Annotated in this window: 14 protein-coding genes; 8 read left to right on the forward strand and 6 right to left on the reverse strand. The window is 60.6% G+C overall.

Annotated features, from left to right (window positions below):
* Nucleotides 1–23 precede the first annotated feature (23 nt).
* Nucleotides 24–1,094, forward strand: coding sequence for an LLM class flavin-dependent oxidoreductase (locus K7A42_RS14930; protein WP_060942336.1), 1,071 nt, complete (start codon nucleotides 24–26; stop codon nucleotides 1,092–1,094).
* Between the two features lie 57 nt (nucleotides 1,095–1,151).
* Here the strand turns inward: K7A42_RS14930 and K7A42_RS14935 are convergent, their stop codons facing one another.
* From K7A42_RS14935 to K7A42_RS14945, 3 genes are all read right to left on the reverse strand, one after another.
* The gene (locus K7A42_RS14935; protein ID WP_282455475.1) at nucleotides 1,152–2,330 is read right to left on the reverse strand and encodes an acyl-CoA dehydrogenase family protein; all 1,179 of its coding nucleotides are present in this window, start codon (nucleotides 2,328–2,330) and stop codon (nucleotides 1,152–1,154) included.
* Nucleotides 2,327–3,358 carry an ABC transporter substrate-binding protein gene (locus K7A42_RS14940; RefSeq protein ID WP_137069455.1) on the reverse strand — a complete coding sequence of 344 codons (1,032 nt, stop codon included), beginning with the start codon at nucleotides 3,356–3,358 and terminating at the stop codon, nucleotides 2,327–2,329. Before K7A42_RS14940 ends, K7A42_RS14935 begins: the two co-directional genes overlap by 4 nt.
* Before the next feature lie 109 nt (nucleotides 3,359–3,467).
* Nucleotides 3,468–5,075, reverse strand: a complete 1,608-nt coding sequence (locus K7A42_RS14945) for an ABC transporter substrate-binding protein (RefSeq protein WP_282455476.1) — start codon at nucleotides 5,073–5,075, stop codon at nucleotides 3,468–3,470.
* A 269-nt stretch (nucleotides 5,076–5,344) separates the two neighbouring features.
* Here K7A42_RS14945 and K7A42_RS14950 point away from each other — a divergent pair, with 269 nt between their 5' ends.
* From K7A42_RS14950 to K7A42_RS14980, 7 genes are all read left to right on the forward strand, one after another.
* Nucleotides 5,345–6,334, forward strand: a complete 990-nt coding sequence (locus K7A42_RS14950) for an ABC transporter permease (protein ID WP_004445474.1) — start codon at nucleotides 5,345–5,347, stop codon at nucleotides 6,332–6,334.
* Nucleotides 6,331–7,326, forward strand: coding sequence for an ABC transporter permease (locus K7A42_RS14955; RefSeq protein ID WP_035206895.1), 996 nt, complete (start codon nucleotides 6,331–6,333; stop codon nucleotides 7,324–7,326). The genes K7A42_RS14950 and K7A42_RS14955 overlap by 4 nt, the downstream gene beginning before the upstream one ends.
* Nucleotides 7,323–8,321 (forward strand): ABC transporter ATP-binding protein, encoded by a 999-nt coding sequence (locus K7A42_RS14960; protein ID WP_004445479.1) that lies wholly within the window; start codon nucleotides 7,323–7,325, stop codon nucleotides 8,319–8,321. Before K7A42_RS14955 ends, K7A42_RS14960 begins: the two co-directional genes overlap by 4 nt.
* Nucleotides 8,299–9,234 carry an ABC transporter ATP-binding protein gene (locus K7A42_RS14965; RefSeq protein ID WP_006698435.1) on the forward strand — a complete coding sequence of 312 codons (936 nt, stop codon included), beginning with the start codon at nucleotides 8,299–8,301 and terminating at the stop codon, nucleotides 9,232–9,234. The genes K7A42_RS14960 and K7A42_RS14965 overlap by 23 nt, the downstream gene beginning before the upstream one ends.
* Nucleotides 9,235–9,252: 18 nt before the next feature.
* Nucleotides 9,253–10,308 (forward strand): aldo/keto reductase, encoded by a 1,056-nt coding sequence (locus K7A42_RS14970; RefSeq protein ID WP_072493140.1) that lies wholly within the window; start codon nucleotides 9,253–9,255, stop codon nucleotides 10,306–10,308.
* A 68-nt stretch (nucleotides 10,309–10,376) separates the two neighbouring features.
* On the forward strand, nucleotides 10,377–11,615 hold the full coding sequence (locus K7A42_RS14975; protein ID WP_125271253.1) for an acyl-CoA dehydrogenase family protein: 1,239 nt from the start codon (nucleotides 10,377–10,379) through the stop codon (nucleotides 11,613–11,615).
* 37 nt (nucleotides 11,616–11,652) lie between these two features.
* Nucleotides 11,653–12,624 carry a LysR substrate-binding domain-containing protein gene (locus K7A42_RS14980; protein WP_282455477.1) on the forward strand — a complete coding sequence of 324 codons (972 nt, stop codon included), beginning with the start codon at nucleotides 11,653–11,655 and terminating at the stop codon, nucleotides 12,622–12,624.
* A gap of 16 nt (nucleotides 12,625–12,640) precedes the next feature.
* On the opposite strand, the gene K7A42_RS14985 is transcribed toward K7A42_RS14980, so the two are convergent.
* From K7A42_RS14985 to K7A42_RS14995, 3 genes are read right to left on the reverse strand one after another with little or no spacing between them, the layout of a single operon-like run.
* Complete coding sequence (locus tag K7A42_RS14985) at nucleotides 12,641–13,993, reverse strand: LLM class flavin-dependent oxidoreductase (protein WP_037091311.1); 1,353 nt, start codon at nucleotides 13,991–13,993, stop codon at nucleotides 12,641–12,643.
* 39 nt (nucleotides 13,994–14,032) lie between these two features.
* Nucleotides 14,033–15,628 (reverse strand): ABC transporter substrate-binding protein, encoded by a 1,596-nt coding sequence (locus K7A42_RS14990; RefSeq protein ID WP_282455478.1) that lies wholly within the window; start codon nucleotides 15,626–15,628, stop codon nucleotides 14,033–14,035.
* A 39-nt stretch (nucleotides 15,629–15,667) separates the two neighbouring features.
* On the reverse strand, nucleotides 15,668–16,018 hold the full coding sequence (locus K7A42_RS14995) for a DUF3088 domain-containing protein (protein ID WP_282455479.1): 351 nt from the start codon (nucleotides 16,016–16,018) through the stop codon (nucleotides 15,668–15,670).
* Between the last annotated feature and the right edge of the window lie 437 nt (nucleotides 16,019–16,455).

A 16,455-nucleotide genomic window follows, 5' to 3' on the forward strand; every position in this document is an offset into this window, starting at 1 on the left:
AAACGAAAATTCAGGCGGATAATGTGAGCAGCACGAGCGAATTTCTCTGGTACATCCCCAATGACGTCAAACCCGGTCACCGTGGCGATGCCGTCAGCGATAATCACAACAGTCTCGACACGTTGACGGGCCATGCCAGGGCGCTTGAAACCCATGGCTGGAAAGGCGCGCTGGTCGGCACGGGTTGGGGAAGACCCGACACGTTCACGGTGGCGGCGGCGCTTACTGCGCGCACCACCACATTCGAACCGCTGATCGCCATCCGCCCCGGCTACTGGAAACCGGCCAACCTCGCATCGGCAGCCGCCACCCTCGACCAGCTTTCGGGTGGCAGGGTCAGGATCAACATCGTCTCCGGCAGGGATGAGCTTGCGGCCTATGGCGACGAAGAAGGCGATCAGGCGCAGCGTTATGCCCGCACGAAAGAATTCATGCGGCTGGTGCGGCGGCTCTGGACGGAGGAAAACGTCTCGTTCGAAGGTGAGCATTTCCGGGTGAAGAACTCCACTGTCCTGCCGCGCATCGCGCCGCGCGAAGGCAGGCCGCATCCCAAACTCTATTTCGGCGGCGCTTCCGAAGCAGCCGAGCAGGTTGCCGCAACCGAGGCCGACGTGCAGCTTTTCTGGGGAGAGCCGCTCGCCGGTGTGCGTGAGCGGATAGAACGGCTCAGGTACCTCAGTGAAACGCTCGGCCGCGATCTGCCGCCGCTGCAATTCGGCCTGCGGATCACCACGCTGGTGCGCGAAACGACCGCCGAAGCGTGGCGCGATGCGGAAGCAAAGGTTGCCGAGATGGCCGCAAACAATGGCGTGCGCTGGAACGACCATCTTCAGGCAGTCGCAGTCGGCCAGCGCCGCCTTCTGGACTTGCACCGGCAGAGCGACGTGCTGGACGACAATCTTTACACCGCGCCGGGCAAATTTGGTGGCGGCGGCGCCGGGACGACCTGGCTTGTAGGATCAGCGGAAGATGTCGCAACGTCGCTCAAGAAGTATCGTGAGTTGGGAATCACCCATTTCGTGCTGTCCGATACGCCCTATCTGAAAGAAATTGAGCGACAGGGCGACAGGCTGCTGCCGCTGCTGCGGGATTGATGCGGTGACGCTGCCGGGCGACCCTGCTGAAACAGGGCCGCCCAATGCCTTCTCCGGTCAGCCACCGGCTGCCTTGATGCTCTGGCGGCCAAGGATCGTGCGGATCATATGGCTCTGCGGCGCGTGCGCCCGTGCCGTGATGGCATCGCGGTGATGGCGCTCAAGATGGTAGTCCCGGCGCAGGCCGCGATTGCCGCCCAGTTCCAAAGCCAGATCCGTCACCGCCACCGCATTGTCAATCACGACATGGCGAACGGCCAGTGCATCGGTTCCCACTCTCTCCCCCGCATCGATATCCCGGGCGACGGACGCAAGCAGGCGTCTGTTCGCCGCCAGCAATACTTCGATCTGACCGAGACCTTCCTGAATGCGGGGGATGGAGGACAGCGGTGCCCCGAGACTCGCCGGAACATGGCCATTAAGATGGCGCAGCAGATCGTCCCGCGCAGAGAGCGCGACGCCGTGATAGACGGAAGCCAGCAGCACGAAGAAATTGTAACCGTCCACTTCATCGCGCCGCAGCGGCTCATCCGCCGGTTGCTCGGCCACGATATCGGCAAGTGGCACCCTGACGTCCTTCAACACCAGATCATGACTGGCGGTGGCGTACATGCCGGTCGCTTCCCATGCCTTTTCCTGGGTGATTCCAGTCGCGTCGAGAGGAACCAGAAGCTGGATGAGGCGCGGCGTCTCTTCCGTCGTCACGGCAAGCACGATCGCCCATTTCAGGCCCGGCAGGCCAGTCACGAAGCTCTTGCGGCCGTTGACGACCCAGACGTCGCCCTCAATTCGCGCCGTTGTTTCCGGCAGGCCGCCATGGGCCGGCGAACCGACACCCGGCTCTGCCTGCGCGTTGTTGAGGAGTGCCAATTCCCGGCCATTGGCGGCCAGCACCCTTGCGGCCAGTGCCGCCGGCCACTTGCCGCGCCGGATCGCGGCATGGACGCTATAATGCATGGCGAGGATGAGAGCGGTCGATGGATCGCCCTTGGCGATGGTTGTGATGACGGCATGGGTCGTTTCCATGCCCTCGCCCCAGCCGCCATCCTTCTCGGCCGTGACAAGACCGAGCAGGCCTGATTTGAAAAGCGCCTCGAAATTACCCGCAGCGAATTCACCGCTTTTGTCATGGTCCGCAGCCGTCAGGCTGAAATCTTCGGCCAGCGCGGTTGCCACGGCGACCGGATCGGCTCGCTGCGCCGGCGCGTTCGGAACGGCGGAAAGTGCGACGCTCATGCCACCGCTCTTTCATTCGCCGTAACGAAACGATCATCGATCCAGGCGCCAAGATTGAAGTCGTTTTCAAGGAAGCCCCACTGGTGCAGGAAGTCCTTGTAATGGCCGACGGCACCGACAAGGTCGGCATCGAGGCCAAGGCCGAGATGGCGGTGAACCTCCGCGCCGTTGGCGGCCAGAACCTGTTCTTCCGTCGCGCCAGCCTCACGCGCGATGAAACGGCGCGTCTCCTCTGGGTGCTGCTCCGCCCAGAGCGAGGCTTTGCCGATGGCGGCAACCAGCCGCTCGACCAGATCGGGACGCTCATCGGCAAGCCGCCCATCCACCGTCAACACCCGGGGCGAACCGGAATTGATGCGTATCTTCGGATCGGGGTGAAAGCCGAACTCCGCCACCTGCACGGCGCCGATCAGATTGGCGGCGGCAATGCCAGCCGTTCCCTTGACAAAAATCGCATCGACCTCGCCGCGCAGGAGCGCGATGATCTCCTCGCCGAAGGATTGCCGGCGCTTCAGGCCGAACAGCGACGGCCCCTCCTGCGAGGCGAGCACCGAATCCTTGATGACAATATCTGTGAGTTCGATATCCCCGACCTTCAGCCCTTCCAGCGAGAGCGCCGAAACGATGCCCTTCAGCGCCGTCGCCCGCATGAAATCGACGATGCCCTCCGGCCGGCGCGGCACGCCGAAACGGCGACCGACGAGATCGGCAAGCGAACGAATACCGGTTTCCGGCAGGGTAATGATCGCCTGAAACTCATCCGTCCACGTCACCCCGATGAGACGCGTATTGCGCCCTTCCGAGCGGGCACGGATGGGCGGCACATTGCCGCCATGGCGGAACGACCATTCCAGCGTGTGGTTGAAATGGCTCTGGCGAACGGAGCGGTCAGGTGAGTCGATGATGGATTTCAGCGCTATGCCGGCCTCTTTGAAGGTCTGCTCGAGATAACCCAGCTGCGCCGCGAGCCCCACTGGCGTGGGCACCGGGCAGCGTGTGTACCAGATTTCAGAAAGTGTCGTGCTCATGGAATGGCCTCAATGAAACGATGGCACCGGAAAGCGAAGCTGCGGCGCCCGTCGGCTGAAGGGAGACATCCCGGCCCGCCGCAAGGGCGAGCCGGGTCTGGTGAGACGATCAGGATGCGGCGATATGCGCGAAGGCGAGGCTTCCCGCCACACCTTCAGCACCGATGGTGTGATCGGCGATACGTTTGTTGAAGATGGTGATTTCAGGTGCTGCGACGATGTCGATGGCCGGTACGTCCTCAACGAGGATCTGCTGAATCTCCTTCCATTGCGCGACGCGCTTGTCGGGATCGATCTCGATGGCGGCCGCTTCAAGAAGTGCATCCACCTTGGGATTGCTGTAAGCTGCGCCATTGGAGAAAGGCACGCCCTTCTTGAAGTTCTTCGACCAATAAAGCCGCTGCACACCCACGGTCGGATCGAAGAGATTGCTCATGCCCTCATAGGCAAAATCGAAGTCGCGATCCGTGTAGATACGCTTGGTGTAGGTGGCGAAGTCCTGCGTGCGCACTGTCACATCAACGCCGACTTTCGCCAGCGCCTGGCGAATATAATCTGCGCCGCGCGGATAGGCCTCGGTGCTCGGCACGTAATCCAGATTGAGCTTGAAACGGATGCCATCGGCACCACGCTTGTATCCGGCCTCATCGAGCAGCGCTTCGGCGGCCTTCAGATCGATCGGATAGGTTTTCAGATCATCCACGAACCATTTCGTGAGCTTCGGATTGATCGGCCCGGTGATCGTCGCGCCGTAACCATAGTTGACGGTGTTGAAGATGACGTTGCGGTCGATGACATGCGCGAAAGCGCGGCGCACGCGAACGTCCTTGAAGACATCCTTTTCAAGGTTGAACTCCACGCGGCTGATCGAGTTGGTATATTGATAGCCATTGGTCTCGAAGCCGAGGCTCGGAAGCTCCTTCAAACGGTCGAGATCGCTATAGGCAACCGGGGTGCTGGGCGCGAGATCGATTTCGCCTGTTTCAATGGCAATCGCGCGGGCGGAAGCATCAGGAATGAAGCGTACGATGAGCTTGTCGAGATAAGGGCGCGGCGCATCCCAATAATCGGCATTGCGCTCGAAAACGATATGGCTGCCGCGTACCCATTCCTTGAACTTGAACGGGCCGGTGCCAACGGGTGCGAGATTGACCGGGTTTTCGGTCACTTTCGTCCCTTCATAGAGGTGTTTCGGCACGATCGGCGTTTCAGCGGCGGCGAGCGCCGTAATGAGGTAGGGCGCGGGCTTGGAAAGCACCAGCACCGCCGTCAGCTCGTCCGGCGTCTCGACGGCAGTCAGATTGAGGAATGTGTTGCGGCCGCGCGGATGCACTTCCTTGATGGCGTTGATGGAGAACGCCACATCGGCGGATGTGAAGGGCTTGCCGTCATGCCATTTAACGCCGGGTCTCAGCTTGAAGGTGTAACGCAGGCCATCCGCGCTCACATCCCATGATTTTGCCAGCAGCGGCTTGGGATTGAGATCGAAATCATAGGTCAGCAGACCCTCGGTGACCTTCGGTGATATATAGACGGAATTATAGGCCGTGTGCGCAATCGTCGTCAGCACCGGCGGTTCCGACGAGATAAGCAACGTGGCTGTTCCGCCACTGGCAGGCTCTGCCGCGCGAAGCTTCAGCCTAGGCAAAGACACCACGCCAAGGGCGACCGACGCCAGCAGAAATCCCCGCCGCGTCGTCTGGTTGAAAACAGTCATGCGATACCCTCTCCTTGATTGAACCGGCAAAAAACCGGCGAAACTGGACTCTTGCGCTTGGGAAGAAGTTTGTTCCTCGGACGAGAACGAGATTGGGATAGTGAACCAACCATTCTCACAAATAGGAATTATCTTTTCTTTAAGGCGCGATTTTCCGTAAATTTCAGAAAATAATTCTATTACTCTTTGACAAATTCCATAAAATTAGTCAACTAATGTCCGTGCCTTGACCGGCGGATTTGTGTTTTAACGATTGCGGACTGGAGCCGATGTCAAATTCGAAAAGGATTTTATCGCAGGCGAAACGGGTGGCCATTCAGGCCGTCCCGACGGTTCTCGGTATTGTCATTCTGAACTTCTTCCTGCTGCAGCTGGCGCCGGGCGATGCCGCCGATGTACTGGCGGCGGAAGCGGGTTCGGCAACGGTCGAAACCATGGCGGAAATCCGCAATCGTTTCGGGCTGGACCTGCCGGTCCTGCACCAGCTGATGAATTATCTCGGCAATCTCGCCCAGTTCAGCCTCGGATTTTCGCCGCGCTACGGCATGCCGGTGGCTGATCTCATCGGCCAGCGCCTGCCGGGCACGCTTGCCTTGATGGGCGCGGCGCTCGGCATTGCGATTTTCGTCGGCGTGTTTCTCGGCTCGATCATGGCCCTTTTTTCCGGCAAGCTGCCGGATCGGATCATTTCCATCGGCTCGCTGATCTTTTATTCCGTACCCGGTTTCTGGATCGGGTTGATGCTGATCCTTACCTTTTCGGTGAAGCTCGGCTGGCTTCCCTCGGGCGGCGACAGCACCATTGGCAGCAGCCTCACCGGGTTTTCCGCCCTGCTGGACCGGCTCCGCTATATTGTCCTCCCCGCCCTGTCGCTGGCACTTTATTTTCTGGCGATCTATGCCCGCCTCACCCGCGCGGCGATGCTCGAGGTGAAGTCGCAGGACTATGTGCGCACCGCTCGTGCCAAGGGCGTTTCACCGATCAGGCTGACCACACGCCACATTCTGCGCAATGCGCTGATCCCCATCACAACCATGGCCGGCATGCATATTGGCGGCCTGCTTGGTGGTGCTGTCGTGGTCGAAACCGTATTCAGCTGGCCCGGCCTTGGCCGCCTTGCTTTCGAAGCCGTCATGGCGCGGGATTTCAGCGTTCTGCTCGGCATTCTGCTTCTCTCCTCCCTCGTCGTTATCATCGTCAATGCAGCCGTGGACCTGTTGCAGGCATGGCTTGACCCCCGCATTGGAGAAAGCCGATGAATTCCTCCCATACATCAGCGGTTCTCGACACGGCCGAACTCGGCGCTGAAGAAACCAGCCCCAAACCGAAGAAGCCCGAAGAAAAGACCTGGCCCTATATCCATGCGCCGGATGCGCTCTCGGCCCGCTCCGTTTCCGTGCCCCGCCGCGGCCTGCGGCGGGAACTGAAAATCTTCCTCACCAATCCCAACGCCATCGTTGGCCTGCTGTTTCTCGCGACCGTCATCGTTACCGCGCTGATCGCCCCCTTGATCTATCCCGGCGATCCCCTGGAAATGGTGGCCCGCCCGTTCCTGTGGCCCGGCCAGAACGCGGCCTATCCGCTTGGCACAGATTCCATGGGCCGGGATGTTCTGGCGGGCATCGTGCATGGTGCGCGCATCTCGCTCACCGTCGGTGTCGTGGCGACACTGATCGGGCTCACCATCGGCATCGCCGTTGGCGCTTTCGCCGGTTATTTCGGCGGCATCATTGACGATATCCTCGTCAAGCTGATCGAAATCTTCCAGACCCTGCCGAATTTCGTCCTGCTGGTCGTGCTCGTCGCCATCGCCCAGCCTTCAGTCACCACGGTCACCTCGGCGATCGGCATCATCACCTGGCCACTGGTGGCACGCCTCACCCGCGCCGAATTCCGCGCCATCCGCGAGAAGGACTACGTGCTTGCCGCGCGCAGCCTCGGTTACAGCCATGCGCGCATCGTGTTTCAGGAAATCCTGCCCAACGCGCTGCCGCCGATCATCGTCACCTCCTCGGTCATGGTAGCGGGCGCAATCCTCATGGAAGCAGCACTTTCCTTCATGGGCCTTGGTGACCCCAACCGCGTTTCCTGGGGTTCGATGATCGGGTCCGGCCGCGATGTCATCCGCACCGCCTGGTATCTGACCGCCCTTCCCGGCCTCGCCATCGTCTTCACCGTCATTTCGCTGAACCTCATCAGCGATGGCCTCAACGATGCGCTCAACCCCCGTTTTTCGGAAGAACGCCGATGAGCAAACTGATTGAAGTCCATGATCTCTCCGTCAGCTTCGGCTCTGCCCAGCCCGTCAAAGGCGTCAGTTTCGATGTCAGCCCCGGTGAAATGCTGGCGATCGTCGGAGAGAGCGGCTCGGGCAAATCCCTGACGGCGCTCGGCCTGATCGGCCTCCTGCCCTCCCACGCCAAGACGGGCGGGCGGGTTCTGCTCGAAGGGCGCGATCTGCTGCCGCTTTCGGAAAAACAATGGCGCGGCATTCGCGGTCGCGATATCGGCATGATCTTTCAGGAGCCTATGACCTCGCTGAACCCGGTTCTGACCGTTGGCGAACAGATCATCGAGGTGCTGCGCATCCATGAGAAGATCGATCGACATCAGGCCCGCAAACGGGCCATTGAGCTCCTAGACCTCGTCAATATTCCCGATGCCAGCCGTAGAGTGGATGATTATCCGCACCAGCTGTCCGGCGGTATGCGTCAGCGCGTGATGATCGCCATCGGCGTTGCCTGCAATCCGAAACTGCTGATCGCCGACGAAGCAACGACGGCGCTCGACGTGACGATACAGGCGCAGATACTCCAGCTGCTCGACAATCTGCGCCGTGATCTCAACATGGCCGTCATCCTCATCACCCACGATCTCGGCATCGTGGCGCAATGGGCGGACCGGGTGATGGTCATGTATGCCGGACGCAAGGTGGAGGAAGGCTTGCCGGAACCGGTTTTCTCCACTCCCTACCACCCCTATACGCGCGGCCTGCTTGCCGCCTCGCCGCGCGCCGAAGACGGCCAGCACTATCGCGACGGGCCGCTCATCGAGATTCCCGGCTCCATCGTTTCCGCCACGGGGGAACGCGGTTGCGCCTTCCGGCCGCGCTGTCCGAGCGCCCGCGGCTTCTGCGGGCAGTATGTACCACCGCTGAGGCAGATTTCAGACGGCCGTTACGCCGCCTGCCCCTTCGTTGCTCCAACATCTCAGGAGATACCCAATGGCGCTCTTGTCGGTGCATAGTCTTTCCACCCATTATACGGGCGGACGCGGCACGGTGCGCGCCGTCGATGACGTGTCGCTCGATATCGAGGCGGGTGAAACCGTTGCCCTGGTGGGCGAATCCGGTTGCGGCAAGTCTTCGCTCGGCAAGTCCCTGATGCGACTGGTCGAACCGTCTTCCGGCAGGATCACCTTCAAGGGTGCGGATGTGACCGCAATGACGTCGTCCGAACTGCGCGGCATTCGCCGCCGCATCCAGATGATCTTTCAGGATCCTTTTGCCTCGCTCAATCCCCGCCAGACGGTGCGCACCATCCTTACCGGGCCGTTGAAGGTCCACGGCATAGGAGACCGGGCGCGCCAGCGGGAGATCGTTGAAGCCATCGTCGCGCAGGTGGGCCTGCCGGCGGATTCACTCGACCGTTATCCGCATGAATTCTCGGGCGGCCAGCGCCAGCGTATCGGCATTGCCCGCGCACTTGTTCTGGAACCGGAACTGGTCGTCTGTGACGAGCCGGTCTCGGCGCTCGATCTTTCGATACAGGCGCAGATTCTCAATCTTCTGGTGGAGATGAAGAAGCGGCTTTCGCTGTCCTATCTCTTCGTCTCGCACGACCTTTCCGTGGTGCGTTATTTTTCCGATCGCGTGCTGGTCATGTATCTTGGCAAGATCGTCGAAAGCGCGCCCACATCGGAACTCTGGGCATCCCCGAAACACCCCTATACCCGCGCGCTTCTCGCCGCCGTTCCGGATCCCGCCCGCCGCAAGCAGGCGGCCCCCATTTCGGGCGATCTGCCAAGCCCGCACAATCCGCCATCCGGCTGCCGGTTCCATACACGCTGCCCGCTCGCCACAGATCTCTGTCGCGAAAAAGCACCTGACTATACCCTTTTCGGCAAGAACCACGCCGTGGCCTGCCACCATGCCCAATAAACTGAAGGAGCAACCATAATGGTCGACTATCGCTATCTCGGACGCAGCGCGCTGAAAGTTTCACCGCTGAGCCTCGGCACGATGATGTTCGGAGGCCCGACGCCGGATGACGTGGCCTTCCGCATCATCGACAAGGCTCGCGAACAGGGCATCAATTTCATCGACACGGCCGATGTCTATCATGATGGAAAGTCGGAAGAGGTCGTGGGGCGCGGCATCAAGGCCACGCGCGATCACTGGGTTCTGGCCACGAAATTCGTCAACTCCCATACCAAGGGCCCGAACCTTGGCGGCCATTCGCGCAAATGGGTGATCGAAACGGTCGAAAATTCGCTGCGCCGCCTCAACACCGATTACATTGACATCCTCTATTTCCACCGCGCCGTGTTCGATGCGCCGCTGGAAGAGCCGGTTCGCGCCATCGCCGATCTCATCCGCGCCGGCAAGCTGCGCTATTTCGGCGTGTCGAATTTCCGCGGCTGGCGCATCGCCGAAATTTCGCATCTGGCCGACCAGCTCGGCATCGACCGGCCGGTTGCCAGCCAGCCGCTCTACAACATCGTCAACCGTACGGCCGAAGCCGAGCAGTTGCCGGCGGCCAATCATTACGGCCTTGGCGTAGTCTCCTATTCTCCGCTCGCCCGCGGCGTGCTGACCGGCAAATACCAGCCTGGCGAACAGCCCGGCGCCGATACCCGCGTTGGCCGTGGCGACAAGCGCGTTTTGGAAACCGAATGGCGTCCGGAATCGGTCGAGATCGCCCAAAAGGTCGCGGCCCATGCCGCTTCGAAAGGTGTTTCAGCGGCGGATTTTGCGCTCGCCTGGGTGCTGAACAACAAGTTCGTCACCGCCGCCATCACTGGCCCGCGCACCGAAGAGCATTGGGACGGATATATTCGCGCACTCGATGTGAAGATCGATGCGGAAGATGAAGCGCTGGTCGACAGCCTCGTCACGACAGGCCATCCCTCCACACCCGGTTTCAACGATCCGAGCCACCCCGTTGAAGGCCGTGTGCCGCGCAATCTTGAGCCCGCACACCGCCCGGCGCTCAAGCCGCGCGCGGTCGCCTGATCGTCCAGAAGACCATGCCTGCGGCGCGCTGTGCCGCAGGCCCTCACATCCGCTCAGGGAAAACCGCAATGTCCAATCCGAAACTGCAGACAACCACCACCGACAATTCCGGCGTACCGAGCCGTGACGAGATTCTGGCCCGGGCAAAGGACATTGCGGCTATCGCAGCAAAGGATGCCGCCCGCCGCGAACGCCAACGGGAACTTCCTTACGATATCTTCGCCCTCATCAAGGAGGCGAAGATCGGTACATTGCGTATTCCCGAAGCCAAGGGCGGACCGGGCGGCTCGATTGCGGACTATATCGATGTGCTGATGATCCTCGGCGAAGCCGACAGTAATATTCCCCACGCGCTTCGCAGCCATTTCAATTTTACCGAAAACCTCGCTCTCGCACCCATCGAGCTGGAAGACCGGCGCCATCTCGAACATGTGCTCGCCGGCAAGCTTTTCGCCGGTGCCAGCACCGAACAGGGCACCAAGCGCCCCGGCGAAATCACCACACGGCTCAGCGCCGAGGGCGACCGTTACCGGCTGAACGGTCGCAAATGGTATGCAACCGGCACCGCCTTTGCCGATTTTGGCACTTTCAGCGCTATCGGCGATGACGAGCAACCAATCGGCGTGCTCATTCCGCTTGATCGCCAGGGTATCACCATCCTCGATGACTGGGACAGCATGGGCCAGCGCATGACAGCGAGCGGCGGCGTGCTACTGGATAATGTCGAGGTTCTGCCGCATGAATTGACGACCCGTAAGCTCGGCAGCCAGATTGGCCGGCACAGTTCGGCCATGCGGCAGCTGCACCTTGCCGCCTCGGCCGCCGGCGCCGTTCAGGGCGCGCTGAATGACGGTGTCGAGTATGTTTTGCGCCAGGCGCGCACCACGCTTCACAGCAGTGCCGAAACCGCCAATCAGGACCCCTTCGTGCAGAAGATGCTCGGCGAAATCAGCGCCGGCGCCTTCGCGGTGAAAACCCTTATCCGCGAAGCAGCCCGAACGCTCGACCGCACCGCGGCCGCCTTCGCCACCGGCGATGAAGAGGCGATCGAGGCGGCCTTGCTGGAAGGCTCGCTCGCCACTGCCCGCACCCAGATCATTGCCTCGCAGCTGTCGCTGACCGTTGCCACCAACCTTTATGAACTGGGGGGCGGTTCGGCGACATCCAGCGACCGGAATTTCGACCGTCACTGGCGCAATATCCGCACCGTCTACAATCACAATCCGCTTGCCCACAAAGCGCGGGTGATCGGTGATTATTATCTCAACGGCACGACGACACATCTCAGGGAAGGCCGGGTGTTCTGACTGTGCGGAAGATGCAGCCGACAAAGGAGAAGCAGCAATGAGAACGGAGTTTGTCGCTCCCGCCGGGGGCCGGACAGCTTTTCGCCTGCCCACGCTTTCCCGGCTGCCGCCGTTGACGGCCCTGCGCGCCTTTGTCGTGGCTGCGCGCCACGCCAGCTTCTCACGCGCCGCGGAGGAGCTGCATGTTTCGACCGCTGCCATCGGCCAGCAGGTCCGGATTCTCGAAACCCACCTCGGCCAGCCGCTTTTCAGCCGCCAGCGCGGTGAATTGGTGCTGACCGATGCCGGCAGCGCACTTTATCCCGGTCTGGCGGACGCTTTCGAGACCATGATCGGCAGTCTTTCCGACCTGATGGTTTCGAATGCACGGCCGCAGTTGAAAGTTCTGGCGGAAGGTTGCTTTGCCGCGCGCTGGCTTGCGCCGCGGCTGGGCAGCATCGTTCCGGCACTCGGAGACGTCGAGCTTTCGATCGAATCCATCGAGGGCGATACCGTCGATCTCACCCATTTTGATGCCGATTGCGCCATCGTCGCCACCGCCGCCCAAATTCCCGGCTTCATTCATGAACCGCTATTTCCCGACACCGTCAGCGCCGTCTGCACCGCGGAATTTGCAGCCCGCCATGGCCTTGCAGGCGAACCGGAGCGGTTGCGTGATATCGGCTTTGCGCTGCTGCGTGGTAATGGCCTTGACCCGGCATTTGAGTGGGCGAACTGGCTTCGCGCCTGCCGCATTCCGCTCAGGCTTTCCGCAACGGGTCCGCGTTTTTCACGCCAGACCGCGCTGATAGAAGCGATCTCATCCGGGCACGGCATAGGCCTGGTGCGTCATTCGCTGATTTCGGAAGAACTGAAAAGCGGCCGCCTGATCGCTCCTTTTGGTTCGCCGCAGCCGACCGCCAGCCGCTATCACCTCCTGACCAGTCCTGACAGGCGGCGGCTACCAGAGGTCGCATCTCTACTCGCTCTGTTGCGCGAGGATATGCGCGCTCTTGAGGCCGCCGCCTGAACACGCCCGTCCCACCTCAGGCGCGTTCCTTTTGCGGCTCTCTCGCCACGTAAATATTGTCAGGTCGTGGCAGGCCGTAGTGATCACGCAACGTGTCGCCCTCATAATCCTCACGGAAGAGGCCTCGTTGTTTGAGGATCGGCACCACCTCGTCCACGAAGAGATCAAACCCGCCATTCAGCCATGGCGGCATGATATTGAATCCGTCGGCAGCACCCTCGCGAAACCAGGTCTCTATCCAGTCCGCTACCTGTTCCGGTGTGCCTGATATGACCTTGTGACCTCGCCCGCCGGCAAGCCGGTGAAGCAATTGCCGGATCGTCGGGTTTTCCCGGTCGATGACGTCGAGAACCAGCTGATGGCGGCTGCTGTTCGCCTGCGCGCGTGTCGCTTCCACGGCTTCCTGCGGCAGCGGCCGGTCGAGATCGGCCGATGACAGGTCTATGCCCGTGATGCGCTGCAATTGCCCAAGCGAAAATGCTGGCTGGATGAGATCGTTGAAGGAGGCCTCAAGGTTTCGTGCCTCCTCTTCGGTTGATGCGATGAAGGGGCTGATGCCGGGTAAGATTTTCACATGGGCGGGATTGCGCCCCGTGGCTGCCACACGCCGCTTGATGTCGGAATAAAAAGACCGCGCACTCTCCAGAGTCTGATGCGCGGTAAAGATTGCCTCAGCATAATGAGCCGCGAAGCCGCGCCCTTCTTCCGAGGAGCCTGCCTGAACATAGACTGGCCGACCCTGCGGTGAGCGCGGCACATTCAGTGCGCCCCGCACCCGATAAAATTCGCCATCGTGATTGGCGGGATGGATGCGATCTGTTTCGGCAAACAGTCCGCTTTCCTTGTCAGCGACGATGGCATCATCCTCCCAGCTGTCCCAGAGCTTCGTCACCACATCGACGAACTCGATGGCCTGACGGTAACGATCGGCATGCGGCGGATGCTTCTGGAGGTTGAAGTTGCCGGCCGCTGCATCCGCCGAGGTCGTGACGATGTTCCAGCCTACGCGGCCGCCGCTGATATGATCAACAGAGGCAAACAGCCGGGCGAGATTATAAGGCTCATAATAGGTGGTCGACGCCGTGGCGATGAAGCCGATTTTTTCGGTGACGGCGGCGAGCGCCGCCAGCATGGTGATCGGCTCCAGCCGGTGGCGGGCGGCATAGCGGATATTGGCATCCAGTACCGGCGCATCCGCAAAGAAGATAGCATCCAGCTTCGCCGCCTCGGCCTTGCGGGCGATATCCTGATAAAGCCTGATATCGGTGACGCGGTGCGGCTCCGAATCCGGATGCCGCCAGGCCGCTTCGTGATGTCCGCCCGGATAGATGAAGGCGTTGAGAACAAGCTTTTCGGATTTTCTGCTCATGGAAATGACCTCACTGCTCTAAGAACCAACTGCGGCGGCTCACGCCTCCTTCGTCAGCCATGCCCTGGCCAGATTGCCGCCGAGACCTTCGGCCCCCGTCGCATAATCCTTGATGCGCACGCTGCCGACGACCGGCTGGATGGGTGCGACGAGATTGATGACGGGAAGATCTTTCGCGACAACGGCCTGAAATTCCTTGAAGAAGGCAGCGCGTTTCTCGATGTCAGGCTCCACGGCCGCCGCTTCCAGCAGCCGATCCACCTCCGGATTGGCGTAGTGGCTGGCATTTGAGAATGGCAGGCCGATCTTGAAGTTCTTGCTCCAGTAGACGCGCTGGACGCCGGCCGTCGGATCGAAAGTGTTGGACAGGGATTCCACCGAAAGGTCCCAGGCGCGGTCAGTGTAGACCACCTTCACATAGGTGCCGAAATCGAATTTCTGGATATCGGCCTCAATCCCGATCTTCGACAGCGCCTGCGCGATGAAATCCGAATAGGTCTGCGGATTGAACGGGTTGGTGGTGACGCGGAGCTTGAAGCGCTTGCCGCCCTCCTTGCGCGGGAAACCCGCCTCATCCAGCAATTTTTCCGCCTGCGCGACGTCGAACTTGGCAAACCCGATATCGGGATTGTGGAACTTTGCAAGGCCGGGGCTGATCGGCGTCGGCGATGGCACAGCGTAACCGTAAAGCACGGTATCGATGAGCGCCGGAACATCGATGGCGTGGGCAATGGCCTGCCTGACCTTCAGTTCCTTCAGATATTCGTTCTCAAGATTGATGACCAGCTGGTTCTGCTGGCCGGCATAGGCATAGATGCGGTCATCCACCTTCAGTGTCGGGATTGCTTTCAGCCGCTCCAGATCGGCGAGCGCCACAGGGTTGGGGCCAATATCCCCTTCCCCGGTTTCCAGCGCCGCCGCGCGGGCGCCCGCATCGTTGATGAGGCGAATGATGACGCGCTCCAGATAGGGGCGCGGCGCATCCCAGTAGTCGGCATTTTTCTCCAGCAGGATATGGCTGCCTGGCACCCATTCCCTCAGCACGAAGGGGCCGCTGCCGATGATCTGGGCAGGCTTGGGATTGTCGGTCGGTTTGAAGGTTTCGAAGATGTGCTTCGGCACGATGGGCGATTCCGAAGACGCGAGCGCGGTAATCAGGCCCGGTGCCGGCTTGGAGAGCTTCACCTTCGCGACCAGCGGATCGGAAGTATCGACGCTTTCGACATTCGCGAACGTCGCCCGACCGCGCGGATGGGCCTCTTTCAGCCGCAGGATGGAAAATTCCACATCCGCCGATGTAACCGGTTTGCCATCATGGAATTTGGCCTTCGGCTGGAGGTGGAAAACATATTCCAGTCCGTCCGCCGATACGTTCCATTCCCTGGCGAGGCTCGGCTTCGGCGACAGCTCATAGTCATAGGTCAGAAGCCCATCATAAATCTTCGAGCCGATGAACTGCGGTCCGCCCGCACTGGTATTGATGGCCACGAGCTGGGTCGGCTCAGGAAAATAAACGATCTTGAGCGTGCCGCCCGAAACCGGCTCTTCGGCCGCGGCGAAAGAACCGCCCGGGAGCGCCACGAATGCGCCGGCAGCAAGTGCGATCTTATGAAACTGGCGTCTGGAAATGGTCATATCTATCTCCGAAAAATCCGATATGCGGGGTGCGGCAACTCAGTGCAGCTGCGGGAACCCGTGGCGCTCGGCGAGGATTTGCAAAATGCGTTTGGTGTCCTGAATGAAATGCGTCTCGCCCTTGACCGTGACGTCGGCAGGCGCGTCGCCGGCGAAGATGAACAGCGGCAGCGACTGATTTTCCTCCCCCACCGCGGCGATAACCGCCTCACGCGGGCGCTGGAACCCGACGCGGTGGATATCGATCCCGGCGGCAAGGTCAGGAAACGCGGCAAGCAGACCCTCGATCTGGTTACAATGCGGGCAGACGAACCGGACACCGGGGTGCTTGGGGTCCTCGAAACCGGGAGCGATCAAAAAAAGCGTATCCTTGGCCATGGCATCCATCATGTGAGGGTGAGGTTTCCAGCTCACAGTGCAGGCGGCCATAGCGCGGGTCCAGAAAGCAATTCTTGCTTGGAAACGAAGAAAAGCTTTGCGCTAAACTATTGATGAAATTGATTTTTTCGAAATTTTCGTGGATGGCATCGCTGTTTCACCCGATCTGTCTCATGCGCAAAGTTTTTCCCTGAAACAGGCTTGCCGCGCGAAGGTGCAAACAGGATGGAAGGTGGGTTTCGGCAATAAAAAACCCGGCAGAATTGCCGGGTTCTGGTGAGATGCTGTTGGCGTAAAACCTCTCCTTCGTCATGCTCGGGCCTTTCCCAAGCATTTGCGATCTACAAGGCGTAGGATGCCTTGGCAGATGCTCGGTACAAGACCGAGGATGACGTTGAATGCGGAGAAAAGTTCGTCATAACTCTCACGCGCAGGGTTATTGGATTTCT

This window comes from Agrobacterium sp. InxBP2 (assembly GCF_026191755.1).
GTDB classification, from domain to species: domain Bacteria; phylum Pseudomonadota; class Alphaproteobacteria; order Rhizobiales; family Rhizobiaceae; genus Agrobacterium; species Agrobacterium pusense.